Source organism: Mesorhizobium album (genome assembly GCF_033977205.1).
Classification (GTDB): domain Bacteria; phylum Pseudomonadota; class Alphaproteobacteria; order Rhizobiales; family Rhizobiaceae; genus Mesorhizobium; species Mesorhizobium album.
The window spans coordinates 1-17,690 of the sequence record NZ_JAVIIW010000022.1; the positions used below are offsets into that span (position 1 = coordinate 1).

The window sequence follows — 17,690 nt, forward strand, 5'->3', positions numbered from 1 at the left end:
CTGGCCAGGCGGCCGGTCAAGGTCGCCGTCGTCGCCCAGGCCGCCAAGACCGCCCGCATCATCTGGGCCATGCTCACCACGGGCCAAGAATACAGGGCGCCGGTTGCGGCATAGGCCGCTACCCAGGCCCTTAACAGCGTAAGGAGCAGAAAGGCAGCACGGCAAAATGGTCAGGACCTGGGTCGGGAAAATCCGCCGTCGTCATCGCGCTTCCAAAGCGCGCTAGAATGATTGGAGCCCGATCCGCGTAACCCTTGCTGGTCAGCGGTCATCGCAATCGACCGCACGAAAGGCCGAATACATGACCGCTCCAGACCTACGCCGTCGTCGCCATTTTGCCTCTTGCCCAAAAGGGGCCGTCCATACATGACGAACTGACAGGGGCGCCGCCTCTTCCTATCTAACCACCAGCACCGGGATCTCCGTCAGCGACACCACTTCCGCGGTCTGGCTGCCGAGCACCAGGCGGCCGAGGCCGCGGCGGCCGTGCGAGGCCATGACGATCAGGTCGCAGGCTTGCGCGCGGGCCGTGTCGAGGATCGCCTCGGCGGGTGTCCGGTTCTCGATATGCAGGGTCTTCGCGCTCACGCCGAGCGCCTCGGCCGAGGCCTTGCACCTCTCCAGCACCTCGCCGGCATATTTGCGCGCGCTTTCCTCATAGTAGGTGAGCTCGTCGCCGGCCACATATCCGGCCATGGCGCCGCCCCAGGCAAGCGTTGGGAACGGCTCGGAGACGTGGATGAAGGTCACGGTGGCACCGAGGCCCTTGGCCAGTTCCAGGCCGTGGGCCACGCCCTTGCCGGCGAGTTCCGAGCCGTCGGTGGCGATCAGCAGATGTTTGTACATGGTGGCGATCCCTGTTGTGCGGGGCGACGCGCCCCTGATGGCGGGGGCCCGACCCTGCCAGCGCTTATGGGTGCGATTGGCGGCGGTCAGGCCTGATCTCGATATAATTTCCCTATCAGGCCAACCACAGGGGCCGGCTTGATCCCGATCAAGGCCAAGCGGCGCAGATGATTGCTCCAGCGCAAGACAATCGTGCACGGCGCTCCCCCGCTCCGTCTCGGCTTCGCCGAGCCACCTCTCCCCCGCTCCGCGGGGGCGAGGAACCCAGGCTTGCAAAGGTCGCGGCCTTGGCGATTGGCGTTTCCTCGCGCCCATGAAATGGGGGAGAGGTGGATCGGCGTGCAGCGCCGAGACGGAGTGGGGGCTGGCGCGGCCGTAGGCAGTTGCACGTAGCGGCCGGCGAAAAAGGCGCCCCCCTCCGCCAATCACAAGAACTTGTTCGGTCACACCAGATTCACAGTCACCATGGATATGCCGCGCCGGCTTGGCGTATCGTATCGGAAAGCCGAGAACAGGAGCACTGACCATGGCCAGCGACCCGAAGGCATCCGCGCAGAATCAGGCGGATAACGAGAACGAAAGCGGCGGCGAATATCTCGAGGCGGCCACCGTGCCGGAGGACCAGCACGAAGCGGCGGACGAGATCCTCGAAGCGCCGGAGGTGCCGGATTCGGAACCGCACGTCCCCGGCGCGGCGCGGGTCAAGCCGAAGAAGAAGCCGTCGGCGATCAGCGGCCGCAAATTCCGCAAGCGCGACCTGGTGCGCATCGACGATCTCAGACCCAGCCTTGCCGACCGCATCCGCTCCGACCATCCCGACCTGCCGCGCGGCGCCCGCATCAGCCGCCAGGAGCTTTCCCGCTACCGCATGCGCTACATGGAGGAATTGCTGCAGCAGGAGCACGGCGAATTCTCCGAGCTCGACCGCCAGGTGGTGGAATCGATCGCCAGACAGGACACGATCTCGGAAAACTCGGAAGAGGAGTTCGAGGAGCACCGCTCCTTCGCCGACCGCGTCTCCGACACCATGGCCGAGTTCGGCGGCAGCTGGTGGTTCCTGATCTCGTTTGCGGCCGTGCTCCTGATCTGGATCGGCCTCAACCTCGCCGAGGGCGCGACGAGCGCCTTCGACCCCTACCCCTTTATCCTGCTCAACCTCATGCTCTCCTGCATCGCCGCCATCCAGGCGCCGGTGATCATGATGAGCCAGAAGCGGCAGGAAGCGAAGGACCGGCTGCGCTCCTTCAACGACTACCGGGTGAACCTGAAGGCCGAGCTGGAAGTACGGCACCTGCACGAAAAGCTCGACTATTTGATCTCGCGCCAATGGCAGCGCCTAGCCGAAATGCAGCAGATGCAGCTTGATGCCATGCACGAGCTGACCGCGAAGAAACAGAAGCACACCGCAAGGGGCGTGAGGCGGCGGGCGGCGAAAAGCGAGGCGGCAAAGGGCAGTGTGGCCGAGTAAGGGCCGCGCCGCCGTACGTGCCCGCGGCAACCGGTGGCCGCCTGCCTTACGACCTGTGGGCGCGCGACCACAGCTTTGACGTCAAGTTTCTCGCCACTCCAATTGCCCGTTGAAGCCGGGGGCGGCTTCCGCTAAGAAGCCGTGACTGGCCGGCTCACCGGCCGGTTCGTTTTCCGGTTTCCTGGGAAGCACCCGTAGCTCAGCTGGATAGAGCGCTGCCCTCCGAAGGCAGAGGTCACAAGTTCGAATCTTGTCGGGTGCGCCAGACTCAAATCAAGTTGAACAATTGAAGGCTCTGGCACTATCCAGCGCTGGCGACTTTGTTAGCTGGAGGCGAGAAGATGAATAGGTCTCCTTCCGATTCATCGGTGTATGTGTCATGAGTTCGCCAGACAGCGGGGGAAAAGTGAGCAGCATTCGTTCTGGCATTAGAGACAATCGACGGAGAGGTGCGGCCTCTGAGTTTGTCGTTGAACGCGCCATACCCGGTGGCCGGCTTTCGGTAGTTTCAGCCTATTTTACCACCTTTGCGTACGGCCGGATGAGCGAGACATTGGACCGTATTGCCGGTATGCGCTTCCTCTTCGGCGAGCCTCGGTTCCTGCGTGATGCAGATACCCGCCGCCGCGAACTATGCTCGATCCGCCTGTGAGATGCTTCTGCGTAAGGAATGTGAGAAGCATAAAGTATCGTTTCCCTATGTGCCCGATCCGAAGAAGATCACATTCGAGCAGCTCAAGAAGGGCCTCGAAGGCAAGCTCGCCGGGGATCAGCCGAAACTTGACGCGCTGACGGCGATCACGCCGCATCAGGCCCGTATCCTCAATCCGCTGTCTCACGATCCTACGACTTCGCTTAACGAGGCCGAAGTGGTCGCGGCCATCGACGCGGTCGAAGCACTGATGACGGCGCTGCGAACGTGGACTGAGCACCGAGGGACCTAACTCCCAGACTGGAAATCGCCGCGCGCCTCCACCGCTTGACTCCATCATCAGTCTGTACTTATCATAAGTCATGACTGTTGATAGCGCCCAACTCGCGGCCCTGGGCGACACCACCCGCAGGCAGATTTTCGAGCTGATCGCGGAGCGGCCGCGTTCGGTGGCGGAGATCACGCGGCAGGTCGCCGTGTCGCAGTCAGCGGTGTCGCAGCATCTCAAGGTGCTCAAGGATTCGCGGCTGGTGCGCGCTGAGCCGAAGGGCGCCAGCAACGTCTATCACATCGACCCGCACGGGCTCGGCCAGATGCGCGCCTGGCTCGACCGGTTCTGGAGCAAGACGCTCGCGGCCTACAAGCTGGCCGTCGAGAACCCACCGGAGGATTGACCATGAATACCCAAGTCCCAATCGCGTCCGTGAAACAGTCCGTCGTGGTCGAGGCGCCGATCGAGCGCGCCTTCAAGGTTTTCACCGAAGGCTTCGGCAGCTTCAAACCGGCCGAGCACAATCTGCTTGCCGTGCCGATCGCCGAGACGGTGTTCGAGCCCCGGGTCGGCGGCCACGTCTATGACCGCGGCGTCGACGGCAGTGAGTGCCGCTGGGCCCGCGTGCTGGCCTATGAGCCGCCAACCCGTGTGCTCCTGAGCTGGGACATCAGCCCGCAATGGCGGATCGAGACCGATCCGGCCAGGACCAGCGAATGGGAGGTGCGCTTCACTGCCGAGACGGCAGGGCGCACCCGCGTCGAGCTCGAGCATCGCAACCTGGAGCGCCATGGCCTGGGTTGGGAAGGCGTGCGCGAGGGTGTCGGCGGCGATCAGGGCTGGCCGCTGTATTTGCAGCGATATGCGGAGGTGGTGGCGCGCGGGGCTTGAGGGCAGCCTGGCGCGCAATCGCATAGGGCGCACCCCCTCACCCAGCCTCCGCTTCGCTCGGCTGACCTCTCCCCGAGGAGATCGCCGGCGTCAGCGCCAGTTTCTTCTCCCCAACGGGGAGAAGGTGGCCGCGAAGCGGCCGGATGAGGGGGCGACGCTGCCCTATTGCGATTGGCCGCTAAGGCAGGAATCCCTCACCCCAGCGTCTCGCGGATCGCCGCTGCCAGCCGCTCCACGCCCTCCCGGGTCTGTGCGGCATCACACGCCGCATAGCCCAGCACCAGCCCTTGCGTGGCCGCCGTGTTCTGGAAATATTTCGACAGCGGCGAGACGTTGATCGCGCGCCGCGCGGCGGCCTGGCTGACCTTGATGTCGTCGATGCCGGGCTTGAGGTATCCCACCACCTGGATGCCGGCTTCGGCCGGCGAAAGCGTGATCTCGTCGCGCAGCCGTTCGGCGACGATCTCGCGGAAAAGCTGGCGGCGCTGGGCGTAGATGCGGCGCATGCGCTTCAAATGCCGGCTCATATGACCTTCGGTGATGAAGTCGGCGAGCGCCGCCTGCAAGAGCAGCGGGGCGAACTGGCCGGTGGTGGAAAGCGCGTTGGCGATACGCTCTGCCATGTCTGGCGGCAGCACCATGAAGCCGAGGCGAAGCGCCGGGAACAGAAGCTTGGCGAAGGTGCCGACATAGATGACGCGGCCGGCGCGGTCCATGCTCTGGATCGCCGGCACGGGCCGGCCCTGAAAGCGGTATTCACCGTCGAAATCGTCCTCGATCACCCAGCTGTTGGCCGTCTCGGCGATGTCGAGCAGGCGCAGCCTCTCCTCCATGCGCATGGTGATGCCGAGCGGATGCTGGCAGGCCGGCGTCACATAGATGAGGCGGGGCGAAAAGTCCGGCGCGTCGAGACCGCGACGGCGTTTCGTTGAATCGCCATCACGATCTAACTCTTTGTTGGAGCATGATCTTTCCCCGAAAGCCGGTTCCCACTTTTTGCTTTCGCTGACCTTCGGTTCGGGATCATGCTCTAAGCGCCAGCCGCGCTCCTGGTCGACCGGGATGGGCAGGATCCTGGCGCCGGCCACGGTGAAGGCGGCCTTGGCGCCGTAATAGCCGGGCTCCTCCATCCACACCGTGTCGCCGGGGTCGAGCAGCAGGCGGGCGAGAAGATCGAAGGCGGCCTGCGCGCCGGTGGTGATGACGATCTGCTCCGGCCGGCAACGCACGCCGCGCGCCGAATAGAGATAGCCGGCGATCGCGTCTTTAAGCGCCGGATGGCCGGTCACCTCGTAGGTGCCGAACAGGGTTTCGCCATGGCTGGCGCGGCGCGCCACCAGCCGGCCCCAGACGCCGAAGGGAAAGCTTGCGGCATCCGGCATGCCGGGGTGGAATGCAAAACGCCCCGGCGTGCCGTGGTGGCAGGGCTGGCTGAGCAGCGCTTCGCCGCGCCGCGAGGGCGCGCGCAGCGGCTCAGGGTGCGCCTCGGGCGGGCTCTCACGCGGGCCGTCCGGCAGGTCGACGATCACCGGGCGCGCGCCCTGGCGGTTGGCAAGATAGCCTTCGGTGACGAGCTGGTCATAGGCCGAGACGATGGTGTTGCGGCCAAGGCCGAGTTCGGCAGCCAGCGCCCGCGTCGAAGGCAGCTCCGAGCCCGGCGCCAGCGTGCGGTTGCGGATGATGGCGACCAGGCCGTGATAGAGCTGGCGGGAGAGGTGCTCGGGGCTCGAGCGGTTCACGGCGAGCATGTCGAGCGGGAAGGCCTGGGGTTTGGGGTGGAGGGGGCGCATGGGAGTTAGTCTCTGTGGCCTGCTGGCAATCGCATGGGAAGCATCCCTGAAGTGCAGAGGCTTTGCAGGCCGAGTTCCCGCCGACCCCCCTCCGTCCTGCCGGACATCTCCCCCGCAAGGGGGGAGATCAGATGTCGCCCCGGCTTTCGCCAATCGCCGACGTTGCAAAAGGAGCGACGGCGCCGACACAGCCAATCTCCCCCCTTGCGGGGGAGATGTCCGGCAGGACAGAGGGGGTGCCTCGCGCCGACGATGGACGCTTAGGTCGGGCAACGAACCTCATCTCTTCCATATGCCACACCCTTCCATGGCCCTTCCCCCATCCTGGCACAGCCGGCGACGGACACAACTGGTTCCTTCATTTTCCGGAAAACTGGCCCTCGCGATGGAGACAGAGCGGCGTAGACTCCAATCGCTGACGTTGGGGTAAGACGTCGACGAGAAGACAGGTTCGGGCAAGGCAACTGGGAGGGCGTCTGGCCAAACGAACGAGGCAGGGCTTTGCATCCTGCCGCCCTCAGCCATTCCCTCCCGACATGAACACCGCGCGGCTTTCCGGCCGTGGGTGGAAAGCGAGCAATGACGACCGTTCGACTTGGAATCAACCCGATCACCTGGACCAATGACGACGTGCCTGAATTGGGCGGCGACACGCCGCTCGAGACTTGCCTCAGCGAAACAGCGGAAGCGGGCTACGCCGGCACCGAGCTCGGCGGCAAGTTTCCGCGCGACAGCCGTACGCTGGGGCCCATCCTCGACCACTACGGGCTGGCGCTGGTCTCCGGCTGGTATGACGGCCGCATTTGCGAGAAGGAGGTGGAGGAAGAGTTTGAGGCGATCCTGCCGCATCTGACGCTGCTCAGGGATCTCGGCGCCAAACATGTCGTCTATGCCGACACCTCGCGCGGCCGCCATGGCGCGATCCACGACCCGATCTCGCAGCGGCCGAAGCTTTCGGCCGAGGAGTGGAAGCCCTACGGCGAAAAGATCACGCGATTGGCCGAACGTTTTGCTGATTTCGGCGTCGGCATGGCCTTTCATCATCACATGGGCACGATCGTCGAGACCGACCAGGAGATCGACACGCTGATGAAGACAACGGGCAAGGCGGTCGGCCTGCTCTACGACACCGGGCATTGCGCCTTCTCCGGCGGCGACCCGGAGCAGCTCTTGCGCCGGCATGTCGGCCGCGTCGTCCATGTCCACTGCAAGGATGTGCGCCCGGCGGTGCTGAAGAAGGCGCGCGAGGCCGACATGAGCTTCATGGGCGCGGTGATGGAAGGCATCTTCACCGTGCCCGGCGACGGCGCGATCGATTACCAGACGCTGCTAAAGATCCTGGCCGACAAAGGCTATTCCGGCTGGCTGGTGGTGGAGGCCGAGCAGGATCCGGCCAAGGCGCATCCGCTGACCTACGCCACGATGGGCTATCGCAATCTGCGCGACCTCGCCCGCAAGGCCGGGTTCACGGTCGACGAGCGGAAGGGCCGGGGAACAAGCGGGGAGCTCCGGCAAGGGCGATGAGTTCGGTCCTGTATAAGAACGTGGTCAAGAACTTCGGCGCGCTCAATGTGCTGAGATCGCTCGACCTCGCCGTGCCGGACCACAAATTCCTCGCCCTGCTCGGCCCGTCGGGCTGCGGCAAGACGACGGCGCTGCGCATCCTTGCCGGCCTCGACATGCCCACCACCGGCAAGGTCTTCATCGGCGAGCGCGACGTCACCCGGTTGCAGCCGCGCGACCGCGACATCGCCATGGTCTTTCAGAGCTACGCGCTCTACCCGCAGATGACAGTCGCCGAGAACATCGGCTATCCGCTGTGGATCCGCGGCACGCCCGAGGCCGGGCGCAAGGCCAAGATCGGCGAGGTCGCCGCCATCCTCGAAATCGGTCATCTGCTCGACCGCCGGCCGCGCCAGCTCTCCGGCGGCCAGCGCCAGCGTGTGGCGCTGGCCCGCGCCATCGTGCGCGACCCGGCGGCCTTCCTCATGGACGAGCCGCTCTCCAACCTCGACGCGCGGCTGCGGCTCACTATGCGCGGCGAGATCAAGCGGCTCTGCCAGCGCCTCAGCGCCACCACCATCTACGTCACCCACGACCAGGTCGAAGCCTTGACGATGGCCGACCTCGTCGCCGTCATGCATGGCGGCGAGCTGCAGCAGATGGCGCCGCCTGCCGACATCTACGACCGTCCGGCAAACCGCTTCGTGGCCACCTTCGTCGGCAACCCGCCGATGAACATCCTGCCGGCAGCGCTGGCCGAGCAAGGCGTGATGGCCGGCGGAAAGATCGTCCCGCTGGAGCGGACGCGGCTGACCGCATGCCGCCTCGCCGAGATCGTCGAGATCGGGCTGCGTCCGGAAGATTGCAGCATCGCCCAACCGGGCGAGCCGGGCGCGCTGCCCGGCGAAATCTATGTCGTCGAGCCGATGGGCAACGAGACGCTGGTCAATGTCCGCGTCGATGGCGGCAACGTCTCGGTACGGGCCGGCCGCGATTTCAGGGGCGCGGTCGGCGAAAGCATCGGCGTCGCCTTCGACCCGGCGAACGCCTGTTTCTTCAATGCGGCCGGCCTCACCGCCGTCCACAGGGTCAACAGCAATGGGAGAGAGAAATGATGCATTCCAGCAGACTTACTCGCCGCTCCGTCATCAGGGGCGGGCTCGGCCTGGCGCTCGCCACCACGGCCCTCACCACGCTCGGCATGCCCATGCCCGCCAGGGCAGCCGGCAAGAAGGTCATCATTGGCGCCTTCGCCGATGGCGGGCTGACGCCGTTCAAGCAGAAGATCATCCCGCTGGCGAAGGAGCAGGGCTTCGACATCGAGTTCCTCGAGGATGAATATGGCGTGACGCTGGAGAAGTGGTTCGCCGACGCTCAGAGCGGCGCAGGCCAGTACGACGTCTATCTGCTCGACGATCCATGGGTGCCGCAGTTCGGCGCCGCCAATGTGCTGGAGGATCTCGGCGCCGGCGGCATCGATGGCTCCGACAAGGACTGGATCGGCTCGATGATCGACATGGGCTACTGGCCGCCGCAGATGGGGCCGCGCGTCAAGGGCTTCGAGAATGCCAAGCCGACGCTGATCTGCGTGCCCTTCGTCGGCGACCTGCAGACGCTGACCTACCGCAACGACGTCTTCACCGGCGGCGCGCCCAAGACCTGGGACGAGGTGATCGCCAAAGGCAAGGAAGGTGTGGCGGCCGGCAAGATCAAATATCCGGTCGTCTTCCGCGGCGTTTCGGGCAATCCGATCGTCACCAGCTGGTATCCGATCTTCCTGTCGTTCGGCGGCTCCTTCTTCGACGACAAGTGGAACCCGATCTTCAATTCGGCCGAAGGCAAGGCGTCCGCCGATTTCTTCGTCGGTACGATGAAGCAGAACGCACCGAGCGGCGTGGTCGAGTTCGACTCCGACCAGGAAGGTGCGGCGATCCTCGGCGGCGACGCCGGCGCCATCATCCAATATTCCGGCAATGCCTTGAAGGCCGACGATCCCGCCCAGACCAAGATGGCGGGCAAGCTCGATTTCGGCGTCGTGCCGAAGCAGCAGTCGGCGATCGCCCAGATGGGCATCTTCATCGCCGGCGTGCCGAAATCGGCGCCCAACAAGGCGAACGCGATCGAGTTCCTGAAGTGGTATGTCAGCGCCGAAACCCAGGCCAAGCTGTCGGAAGCGGGCTCGATCCCGGTCAAGCGGAGCGCCTTCGGCATCGCCAAGCCCGGCAACCGGCTGATCCCGGTCGCCCTCAAGCAGCTCGACGCCGGCGCGCTGCCGAGGCCGCGCACGCCCGACTGGGCGAAGGTCGAGGAACTGCTCGGCATCGAGCTCAACAAGGCGCTGCAGGCCGGCTCGGGCGGCGGCGAGGCGTTGGATAGGGCCGCCAAGCAGGTCAAGGACTATCTGACCACGGCCGGGTACTACTGATGCACGGCGCAGCGCAGGCGCGCAAATATCGCCTGCAGGGGGCGGGGCTCGACCTCGCCCTCCCCTATCTCATGCTGGCGCCGGGCCTGACGATCGTGCTCGACGTGCTGGTCTATCCGCTCTGGGACGGTCTCAGGGCCAGTACCAGGGCCTACCGCTATGGCTCGCCGGTCGGCGACGTCGGGTTTCAGAACTACATGCGGCTGTGGAGCGATACGCAGTTCCTGAATTCGCTCTGGGTCACCGTGAAGTTCGTCGCGCTGTCGGTGTCGTTCGAAGCGGTGCTGGGCTTTGCGCTCGCCTTGTTCTGTCTGCGGGAGTTTCAGGGCATCCGCCTGCTCAGGACGGTGCTCATCATTCCGATGGTGGTCACGCCGGTCGTCGTCGCCATCGTCTTCAGGCTCATCTACGCCAGCGACGCCGGCATGCTGACGGCGCTGTCGCAGGCCATCGGCGGCGGTGCGGTGCAGATCCTCGGCAATCCGCTCAACGCCTTCATCGGCCTTGTCGTCCTCGACATCTGGGAATGGACGCCGCTGATGTTCCTGATCCTGCTCGCCGGGCTGCAATCGCTGCCGCATGAGCCATTCGAGGCCGCGCGCGTCGACGGCGCCAGCGCCTGGCGCGTCTTTGCCGATCTCACCTTCCCGATGATGCGGCCGGTGCTGGCCGTGGCGATCGTGCTCCGGACAATCGATGCCTTCGGCACCTTCGACCAGGTCTTCGTGCTGACGCGCGGCGGGCCGGGCGAGGCGACGAGGCTGATCTCCATCTACGGCTACGACACCGCCTTCAAGTTCCAGCAGACCGGGTATGCGGCGGCGCTGTTCGTGACGATCGGCCTCGTCGTGCTCGCGCTCGCCTTCAGCGCCATCAGGCTTCTGCGCAGGGTGGATGCGTCATGAGAACCCGTCTGGCGCGCATCCTCACCACGGTCTTCGTTCTGGCCGTCGTGCTTTTGCCGATCTACTGGCTGGTCTCCACCTCGCTCAAGTCCAACCGCGAGATCACGCAGGAAGGCACGCTCTACCCGCACGTGCCGACGCTCGACAATTACGTCCGGCTGTTCACCGAAAAGCAGTTCGGCTCCTACCTGACGAACTCACTGGTGGTGACCTTCTTCTCCGTCGCCATCGCGCTGGTCGCCGGCGCAATGGGCGCCTACGCGATCGTGCGCTTCCGCTTGCCTTTCGCCATGGAGGGCAAGGTCGGCCTGTTTCTGCTCACGCTGCGCATCATCCCGCCGGTCGTCATCCTGATCCCGGTCTATCTCTTGATGCTCCATCTCGGCTTGCTCGACACCTGGCTGGGGCTGATCGTGACCTACACGGCCTTCAACGTCACCTTCTGCGTCTGGATGATGGAAAGCTTCTTCCGCGAGATCCCCGTCGATCTCGAGGAGGCCGCGATGGTCGACGGCGATTCGCGCTTCGGCGCCTTCCGCCGCATCACGCTGCCGCTGGCCGCCCCGGGGCTCGCGGCGACCGCCATCTTCGCGGTGCTGGTCACCTTCAACGAGTTCCTCTTCGCGCTGGCGCTGACGGCGACGCCGCGGGCGATGACCATGCCGCGCGGCACCGCGACGCTGATCGGCCGCATCGACACCGACTGGGCCTCGATGGCGGCGGCCGGCGTCATCGGCGCGCTGCCAATCGTCTTCTTCGCACTCCTGGTGCAGCGCCATCTGGTGCGCGGCCTCACCATGGGCGCAGTCAAATGAGTGCCGCAGCGAAACATGAACGTGCCACGACAGGCGCGACCTGACAGGAAAGTCGAACGCATGATGGATGTTTGTCTGTTCGGGGTGGGGCTGATCGGCCGTGTGCACGCGGGCAATCTCTCGCGTCACCCGAGGGTGCGGCTGCGCTACATCGTCGATCCGAACCGCGAAGCGGCCGGCAAGGTCGCCGCCATGACCGGCGCCGAAATCGCCGACACCGAAACGGTGATGAACGACCCCGCAGTGAAAATGGTGTTCATTGCCTCGGCCACGCGCACACACGCCGAGCTTGCCATGGCCGCGGCGGCGAAAGGCAAGGCGATTTTTTGCGAGAAGCCGATCGATCTCGATCTCAAGCGCACGGACGAGTGCCTGGCCGCGGTCGAGAAAGCCGGCGTGCCCTTCCAGATCGGCTTCAACCGCCGCTTCGATCCGAGCTTCCGGGCGCTGAAGGAGCGCCTTGCCGCCGGCGAGATCGGCGCCGTCGAGCAGGTCATCATCACCAGCCGCGACCCCGAACCCGAAACCGAGGAAGCGCTGGCAGGCGGCGGAGGCGTCTTCCGCGAGATGACCATCCACGACTTCGACATGGCGCGGAACCTTCTCGGCGAGGAGCCGGTCGAGCTCTTTGCCACCGGCTCCTCGCTGGTGGCGCCGCAATACAGGAAGCTCGGCGACTACGACACCGCGATGTTCATCCTGCGAACCGCGTTCGGCCGGCAGTGCCATATCAACAACAGCGTCAGGGCCGCCTATGGCTACGACCAGCGCATCGAGGTGCATGGCGCCAACGGCATGCTGCAGGCCGGCAACCGGCTGCCGACCTCGGTCGAGATGTTCGGCGGCAAGGGCATTTCGCGCGACAAGCCCTACTACTTTTTCGTCGAACGCTATGCCGAGTCCTACGCCGCCGAGATCGATCACTTCATCACCTGCGTCGAAACCGGCAGGAAGCCTGCCGTCACGGCCAGCGACGGCCGCAAGGCGATGATCCTTTGCGAGGCGGCGCTTGCCTCCACCAGGTCCGGCCGGTTCGAGCCTGTGAAGCTCTGAGCGGATCGCCTCAGTCAACCGGGAGCCCCGACATGAAGATTGGCATGATCACCGACAGCCTGGGCAACCTTTCCTTCGACGAGATGCTGCGCGCCTCGGCTGAACTCGGGCTGGAGACGCTGGAGTTCGCCTGCGGCAACTGGTCGTCCGCGCCGCACATCGATCTGCAGGCGATGCTGGACAGTGCGGCGACCCGCGCCGAATTCGCCGCCAAGGTCCGCGACCACGGTTTGACGATCGCGGCGCTCAACTGCTCGGGCAACCCTCTGCATCCCGGACCGCAGGGCGAGAAGCACCGTCAGGTGACCGAGGACACGATCCGGCTGGCGAGCCTGATGGGCATCGATCGCGTGGTGATGATGTCCGGATTGCCCGGCGGCCCGGGCGATGCCAATCCAAACTGGATCGTCACCGACTGGCCGCCCGAATGCGCCGACATCCTGCGCTACCAGTGGGACGATTGCATCATTCCCTACTGGCGCGGTCTCGTTGAGTTCGCGAACAATCTCGGCATAGGCAAATTGTGCCTGGAACTGCACGGCCATCAGGCGGTGTACAATGTCCAGACACTGCTGCGGCTTCGCGACGCCGTCGGCGAGACGGTCGGCGCGAACTATGATCCGAGCCACCCGCTCTGGATGGGCGCCGACCCTGTTGCCGCCGTGCGCAAGCTCGGCTCGGCAATTTACTACGTGCACGCCAAAGATACGCGCATCGAACCGATACCGGCGGCCATCGACGGCGTGCTCGATGCGCGTCCGCCAAACCACTATGCCGATCGGGCCTGGAACTACATCACGCTGGGCTACGGTCATGGTGAGACCTGGTGGCGGCAGTTCTGCGTCGCGCTGAAGCAGGTCGGCTACGACGACGTGCTCTCCATCGAGCACGAGGATATGATGCTGTCGCCGATGGAAGGCATGCGCAAATCCGTGGCGTTGCTGCGCAACGTCGCCATCAATCTGGCTTGATGCGGGCGGATCGACCCGGAAGGCCGGCACCGCCGCCCGGCCTGGTCGCAGCGCTGGGGTGCGAACCGAAGCTGGTCGCCAAGCATCCGGCGCTCGGCAATTTCCTGCGCAGCCGATGGGCCGACGCCGCCTTCATGACGGCGGCCGGCTTGGCCGAGGCTACCGGCCTTCCCACCACCACGCTGATCAGGCTGCTTGCGCTTCTCGGGTTCCCCAGCTTCCGCAGTTTCCGCGACGCGGTGCGCGCGCAGCTCGGATCGCGGTGAAGGTCAGGGCACAATCCCGCGGCAGGCCCAGGCTACGTTGGCGAACGATCGCGGGCCGTCAGAGCGGCCGGCCTCATAGGCATCGCGCACGGCGGCTTCGGCGCGCGTCCGCCCCGCCTCGTCGAGCGTGGTCATATATTTGCCGAGCGGACCTTCGCCGGCGCCGATCGGCGCCCAGTAGTCGTCGAAATTCTGATAGTCCATCGGGATCATCAGCTCGGTTTCCGTGACATCCGTGAGCCCCTGTTCGACAAAGGTGCGCTTCATCTCGCCGGGCTGCATCATCGGCTGGAAGTAGTAGCGATTGCGCAGCTGGCGGCCGCCTTCGCTGAGCGCCGCCACGGTGTCGATCATCATGCGCATGCCCGGCATGCCGCCGAGATGGTCCCACACCACGGCCGCGACCACGCCGCCCGGCCGCACCACGCGGCGCATCTCGAATACCGCCTTGCCGGCCTCCGGCACGAAGTGCAGCACGAGCAGGGCAAGGGCACGGTCGAATACATTGTCGGCGAAGGGCAGGGCGGTGGCGTCCGCTTGGCTGATGGTGACGCGCGGATCGGTATTCCTCTCCTTGGCCGCCGCGACGAAGACCGGCGAGAAGTCGATGGCATGGATTTCGGCGAGACCGGCGGATTTCGCCAGCTCGAAGGTCAGGCTGCCGGTGCCGCAGCCGACGTCGAGTATCTTCTCGCCGCCGGCCAGGCCCGCGAAATCGATGAACAGCGGCGCGAGCCTGCGGCTCCAGCGGCCCATGAGCTGCTCATAGCCGGACGCGGCATGAACCGCGACGGCATCGCTGCCAAGGCAGTGCGATCGTTGTCAGGCAAAGATAGCGCGGCGCGCACCGACGCATATGTGGCCACTTCACGGTCGCCACGCTCTCGCTGTCGCGGACGCACCAACTTGTGGTGAGTTCCTACGAACGAATGTCAACGCGGCGACGGCGCCGAGAGCGTATCGAATATCCCATCGCAAAGACGGCGGTTCGGCCACATCAGCGTGTTTCCGCTGGCGAGAAAGGAATAGAAGCCGTGCCAGCATAGGCCTGTGTCGGAACCTGGTCATCGGAATTGTGCGGGCACGCTCGCCACGCTCTCCCTTTCCACCAGCGGGCATTCCAGCTTGGTGATGGGGTAGCGGCCGTGGCCGGGCGCCGGCGGCGTCTCCAGCTGCTCGATCGCCCATTGGCCCATCGCCAGATGCGGCAGGATCGATGTGGTCAGCGGCGGGAAGAGGTGGCGGGCGATCTCCTCGTCGTCATAGCCGACCACGGAAATGTCCTGCGGGATATGCAGGCCGGCCTCCTTCAGCGCCTCGTAGCAGCCGATCGCCGTGCGGTCGTTCTGGCAGAAGATCGCGGTCGGTCGGTCTTTCAGCGCAAGCAGCTTGACCGTCGCGGCATAGCCGGCACTGGCCGACCAGTCGCCCTCGACCACCAGTTCCGGGTCGAACGGGATGTCGGCGGTGGCCAAAGCGCGGCGATAGCCTTTCAGCCGATCCTGCGCCGCCTGCATCCAGGGCTCGCCGGTGATTGTGGCGATGCGGCGGTGGCCGTGGCCGATCAGGTGCCGGGTGGAGCTCTGGCCGCCGGCGATCTCGGAAGGCACCACTGCGGGAAAAGCATAGTCGGCGGTGTAGCAGTTGAGCAGGATGACCGGGATGTCGAGGCTGTAGAGGAAATCGGGCGCCGTGATCTCGCGGGTGAAGATGGTCATGTAGATCAGCGCCGAGATGCCGCGTCGGGTCAGCGCTGAAATAGCGCGCGGCTCCATCACCGCGTCGCCCATGGTCTGCGCCACCAGGAGCACGTTGCCGGCATTCCACGATGCCTGGCGCGCGCCCTCGATGGCCACCACCGCCTCGGGGCTGGTGGCGAGCTGGTCGACGGCAAAGCCGATGACGCCATCCAGGCCGTCGAACGGCGTCACCGGCGCACGGAGCGCCGAAAAGACCGGCGGCGAGTAGCCGAGCGCTCTGGCTGCCTCGATCACACGCTCGCGCGTCTGCTGCGACAGCCGGATGCCCGGCGAATTGTTCAGCACGAAGGAGACCGTCGCCTGCGAGCAGCCGGCCGCCCGCGCGATGTCGGTCATGGTGACGCGGCCCTTGGGCTTGGCGGCCGGCTTGCGCCGCCTGGACGTTTCCGGAGGATCGCGCAGTTCCGTCGGTTCGCTCATGGTCGTTTCCAAATCCCGGGCTCTTAAGGGCCGACGGCGATGGCAAGATGATTGAGGTCGGCACACATCTATCGCGAGCGCACCAGATTTATAACTATTACCACGCCAGGCATCTTCCTCGCTAGCCGCTCCGTCTGTCAACGAAAAACAGCTATTGGTCAGCGGAAAACCCGGCGAACTCCCGGAATTTCTTGTGTTGGCAGCGGAGCCTGCCGCCGCCATTTCCCCTCTTTGCCCGAGCGCGCCCGGCAAGATCCTCCCAGCCGTGGGTGCGCATGTTTGCGTTCATAACTAATACTCTTTACTAATAGTTGTAAGCGTTCTACTGTCAACTTGTCGCGACGGGGCGGGGATCTCCGGCCGGTGGCGGCAAGTGGGAAGAGCGCGTTTCGGCTAGCCGGCAATCCACCGGAAGAGGGCCGCTTCGCTCTCACGAAAATGTCAGACAAATCGGACTATTTACGAACGCCAAATCAGTGTCTAGTGTCTTGGTCGCGGCTGGGAGTGGCGCCGTCTTAAGTTGGCAGACCTTGGGCAGGCCCCGTGAGGAGGAGGGCGTCCAGGCCGCAGCCGAGACATCAGCGATGAGTTTCAAAAGGGAGGACGAACCATGAAATCGATGATCCGTAATGCATCCGTCGCCGCGGCGGCCTTGGCTCTTGGCCTGTCGGCGAGCGCGACCGTGCGCGCCGACGACAAGCCGACGCTGGCCTTCGTCGTCAACGGCGCGTCAGACTTCTGGAAGGCGGCGGAAGCCGGCGTGAAGAAGGCGCAGGGCGAACTGCCCGACTACAATCTCGAGCTCAAATATCCGGAACAGTCGTCGGTAGCCATCCAGCAGCGTCTGATGGACGATCTGGTGACGGCCGGCGTGAAAGGCATCATGGTCTCCGCCGTCGATCCCAAGACCTCGACCGACGGGCTGAACAAGATCGCGTCCGAGACGGCGCTGTTCACCACCGACAGCGACGCTCCGCAGACCAAGCGCGTCGCCTATATCGGTTCGTCCAACGTCGACGCCGGCAAGCAGGCGGCCGAGATCGCCAAGAAGGCGATGCCAGATGGCGGCAAGTGCTTGGGCTTCGTCGGCCTGCTCGGCGCCGACAACGCCAAGGAGCGCATCCAGGGCATGAAGGACGGGCTCGCCGGCAGCAAGATCGAGCTGGTCGACGTGCGCGGCGACGACATCGACCAGGCGCGCGCCAAGAAGAACGTCGAGGACGCGCTGGTCGCCAGCCCCGACATCACCTGCATGGTCGGCTTCTACTCCTACAACACGCCGCGCATCTATGAAGCGCTGCGCGATGCCGGCAAGCTCGGCCAGATCACCGTCGTCGGCTTCGACGACGATCCGATCACGCTGGGCGGCGTCAAGGAAGGCACCGTCGCCGCGACCGTGGTGCAGCAGCCCTTCGAATGGGCCTATCAGGGCATGAAGCTGATGGCGTCCTACCTCAAGGGCGACAAGTCGGGCATCCCGCAGAACGGCCTGATCATCGTGCCGACCAAGATCATCGGCAAGGACGATGTCGACGCCTATGCCGCCAACCTGAAGGCGATGGCGGGCAAATAAGTCCAAAACAGTCGCGCCGGCTCGAGGATCGCCTCGAGCCGGCGTCCGTATTGACGGGCCTGCCTAGGCCCGTCAGTCTGT

Annotated in this window: 17 protein-coding genes and 1 tRNA gene; 14 read left to right on the forward strand and 4 right to left on the reverse strand. The window is 65.2% G+C overall.

Annotated features, from left to right (window positions below; translation table 11 throughout):
• Positions 1–396: 396 nt before the first annotated feature.
• The gene (locus tag RFN28_RS18890) at positions 397–846 is read right to left on the reverse strand and encodes a universal stress protein (RefSeq protein ID WP_320288837.1); all 450 of its coding nucleotides are present in this window, start codon (positions 844–846) and stop codon (positions 397–399) included.
• A 526-nt stretch (positions 847–1,372) separates the two neighbouring features.
• On the opposite strand from RFN28_RS18890, the gene RFN28_RS18895 reads away from it, so the two are divergent.
• The 5 genes from RFN28_RS18895 (at position 1,373) to RFN28_RS18915 (ending at position 4,128) form a co-directional block, all read left to right on the forward strand.
• Complete coding sequence (locus tag RFN28_RS18895) at positions 1,373–2,314, forward strand: DUF1003 domain-containing protein (RefSeq protein ID WP_320288838.1); 942 nt, start codon at positions 1,373–1,375, stop codon at positions 2,312–2,314.
• Positions 2,315–2,502: 188 nt separating this feature from the next.
• Positions 2,503–2,579, forward strand: a tRNA-Arg gene (locus RFN28_RS18900).
• A 343-nt stretch (positions 2,580–2,922) separates the two neighbouring features.
• Positions 2,923–3,258, forward strand: coding sequence for a hypothetical protein (locus tag RFN28_RS18905; RefSeq protein WP_320288839.1), 336 nt, complete (start codon positions 2,923–2,925; stop codon positions 3,256–3,258).
• Positions 3,259–3,328: 70 nt separating this feature from the next.
• The gene (locus RFN28_RS18910; RefSeq protein ID WP_320288840.1) at positions 3,329–3,640 is read left to right on the forward strand and encodes an ArsR/SmtB family transcription factor; all 312 of its coding nucleotides are present in this window, start codon (positions 3,329–3,331) and stop codon (positions 3,638–3,640) included.
• Between the two features lie 2 nt (positions 3,641–3,642).
• Positions 3,643–4,128, forward strand: coding sequence for an SRPBCC family protein (locus RFN28_RS18915; RefSeq protein WP_320288841.1), 486 nt, complete (start codon positions 3,643–3,645; stop codon positions 4,126–4,128).
• A gap of 194 nt (positions 4,129–4,322) precedes the next feature.
• Here RFN28_RS18915 and RFN28_RS18920 read toward each other — a convergent pair whose 3' ends face one another.
• The gene (locus RFN28_RS18920) at positions 4,323–5,918 is read right to left on the reverse strand and encodes an aminotransferase-like domain-containing protein (protein ID WP_320288842.1); all 1,596 of its coding nucleotides are present in this window, start codon (positions 5,916–5,918) and stop codon (positions 4,323–4,325) included.
• Positions 5,919–6,497: 579 nt separating this feature from the next.
• Between RFN28_RS18920 and iolE the strand changes: the two genes are divergently transcribed.
• Genes iolE through RFN28_RS18960 form a run of 8 tightly spaced genes read left to right on the forward strand, consistent with a single transcriptional unit; the run spans position 6,498 to position 13,856 of the window.
• Entirely contained in the window at positions 6,498–7,442 is a 945-nt protein-coding gene (gene iolE / locus RFN28_RS18925; protein ID WP_320288843.1) for a myo-inosose-2 dehydratase, read from the forward strand.
• Positions 7,439–8,536 carry an ABC transporter ATP-binding protein gene (locus RFN28_RS18930; protein WP_320288844.1) on the forward strand — a complete coding sequence of 366 codons (1,098 nt, stop codon included), beginning with the start codon at positions 7,439–7,441 and terminating at the stop codon, positions 8,534–8,536. The genes iolE and RFN28_RS18930 overlap by 4 nt, the downstream gene beginning before the upstream one ends.
• Positions 8,533–9,846 (forward strand): extracellular solute-binding protein, encoded by a 1,314-nt coding sequence (locus tag RFN28_RS18935; RefSeq protein ID WP_320288845.1) that lies wholly within the window; start codon positions 8,533–8,535, stop codon positions 9,844–9,846. The genes RFN28_RS18930 and RFN28_RS18935 overlap by 4 nt, the downstream gene beginning before the upstream one ends.
• Complete coding sequence (locus RFN28_RS18940) at positions 9,846–10,751, forward strand: carbohydrate ABC transporter permease (protein WP_320288846.1); 906 nt, start codon at positions 9,846–9,848, stop codon at positions 10,749–10,751. The genes RFN28_RS18935 and RFN28_RS18940 overlap by 1 nt, the downstream gene beginning before the upstream one ends.
• Positions 10,748–11,566, forward strand: a complete 819-nt coding sequence (locus RFN28_RS18945; protein ID WP_320288847.1) for a carbohydrate ABC transporter permease — start codon at positions 10,748–10,750, stop codon at positions 11,564–11,566. The genes RFN28_RS18940 and RFN28_RS18945 overlap by 4 nt, the downstream gene beginning before the upstream one ends.
• Positions 11,567–11,626: 60 nt before the next feature.
• The gene (iolG, locus tag RFN28_RS18950; protein ID WP_320288848.1) at positions 11,627–12,619 is read left to right on the forward strand and encodes an inositol 2-dehydrogenase; all 993 of its coding nucleotides are present in this window, start codon (positions 11,627–11,629) and stop codon (positions 12,617–12,619) included.
• A 32-nt stretch (positions 12,620–12,651) separates the two neighbouring features.
• The gene (locus RFN28_RS18955; protein ID WP_320288849.1) at positions 12,652–13,590 is read left to right on the forward strand and encodes a sugar phosphate isomerase/epimerase family protein; all 939 of its coding nucleotides are present in this window, start codon (positions 12,652–12,654) and stop codon (positions 13,588–13,590) included.
• Positions 13,590–13,856 (forward strand): hypothetical protein, encoded by a 267-nt coding sequence (locus tag RFN28_RS18960; protein WP_320288850.1) that lies wholly within the window; start codon positions 13,590–13,592, stop codon positions 13,854–13,856. Before RFN28_RS18955 ends, RFN28_RS18960 begins: the two co-directional genes overlap by 1 nt.
• A gap of 3 nt (positions 13,857–13,859) precedes the next feature.
• Here the strand turns inward: RFN28_RS18960 and RFN28_RS18965 are convergent, their stop codons facing one another.
• Together RFN28_RS18965 and RFN28_RS18970 are read right to left on the reverse strand one after the other, a co-directional pair.
• The gene (locus tag RFN28_RS18965) at positions 13,860–14,612 is read right to left on the reverse strand and encodes a class I SAM-dependent methyltransferase (protein ID WP_320288851.1); all 753 of its coding nucleotides are present in this window, start codon (positions 14,610–14,612) and stop codon (positions 13,860–13,862) included.
• A gap of 308 nt (positions 14,613–14,920) precedes the next feature.
• A complete protein-coding gene (locus RFN28_RS18970) occupies positions 14,921–16,036 on the reverse strand; it encodes a LacI family DNA-binding transcriptional regulator (RefSeq protein WP_320288852.1) in 1,116 nt (371 codons plus the stop codon).
• 610 nt (positions 16,037–16,646) lie between these two features.
• Between RFN28_RS18970 and RFN28_RS18975 the strand changes: the two genes are divergently transcribed.
• Complete coding sequence (locus RFN28_RS18975; protein WP_320288853.1) at positions 16,647–17,609, forward strand: sugar-binding protein; 963 nt, start codon at positions 16,647–16,649, stop codon at positions 17,607–17,609.
• Positions 17,610–17,690: the final 81 nt, after the last annotated feature.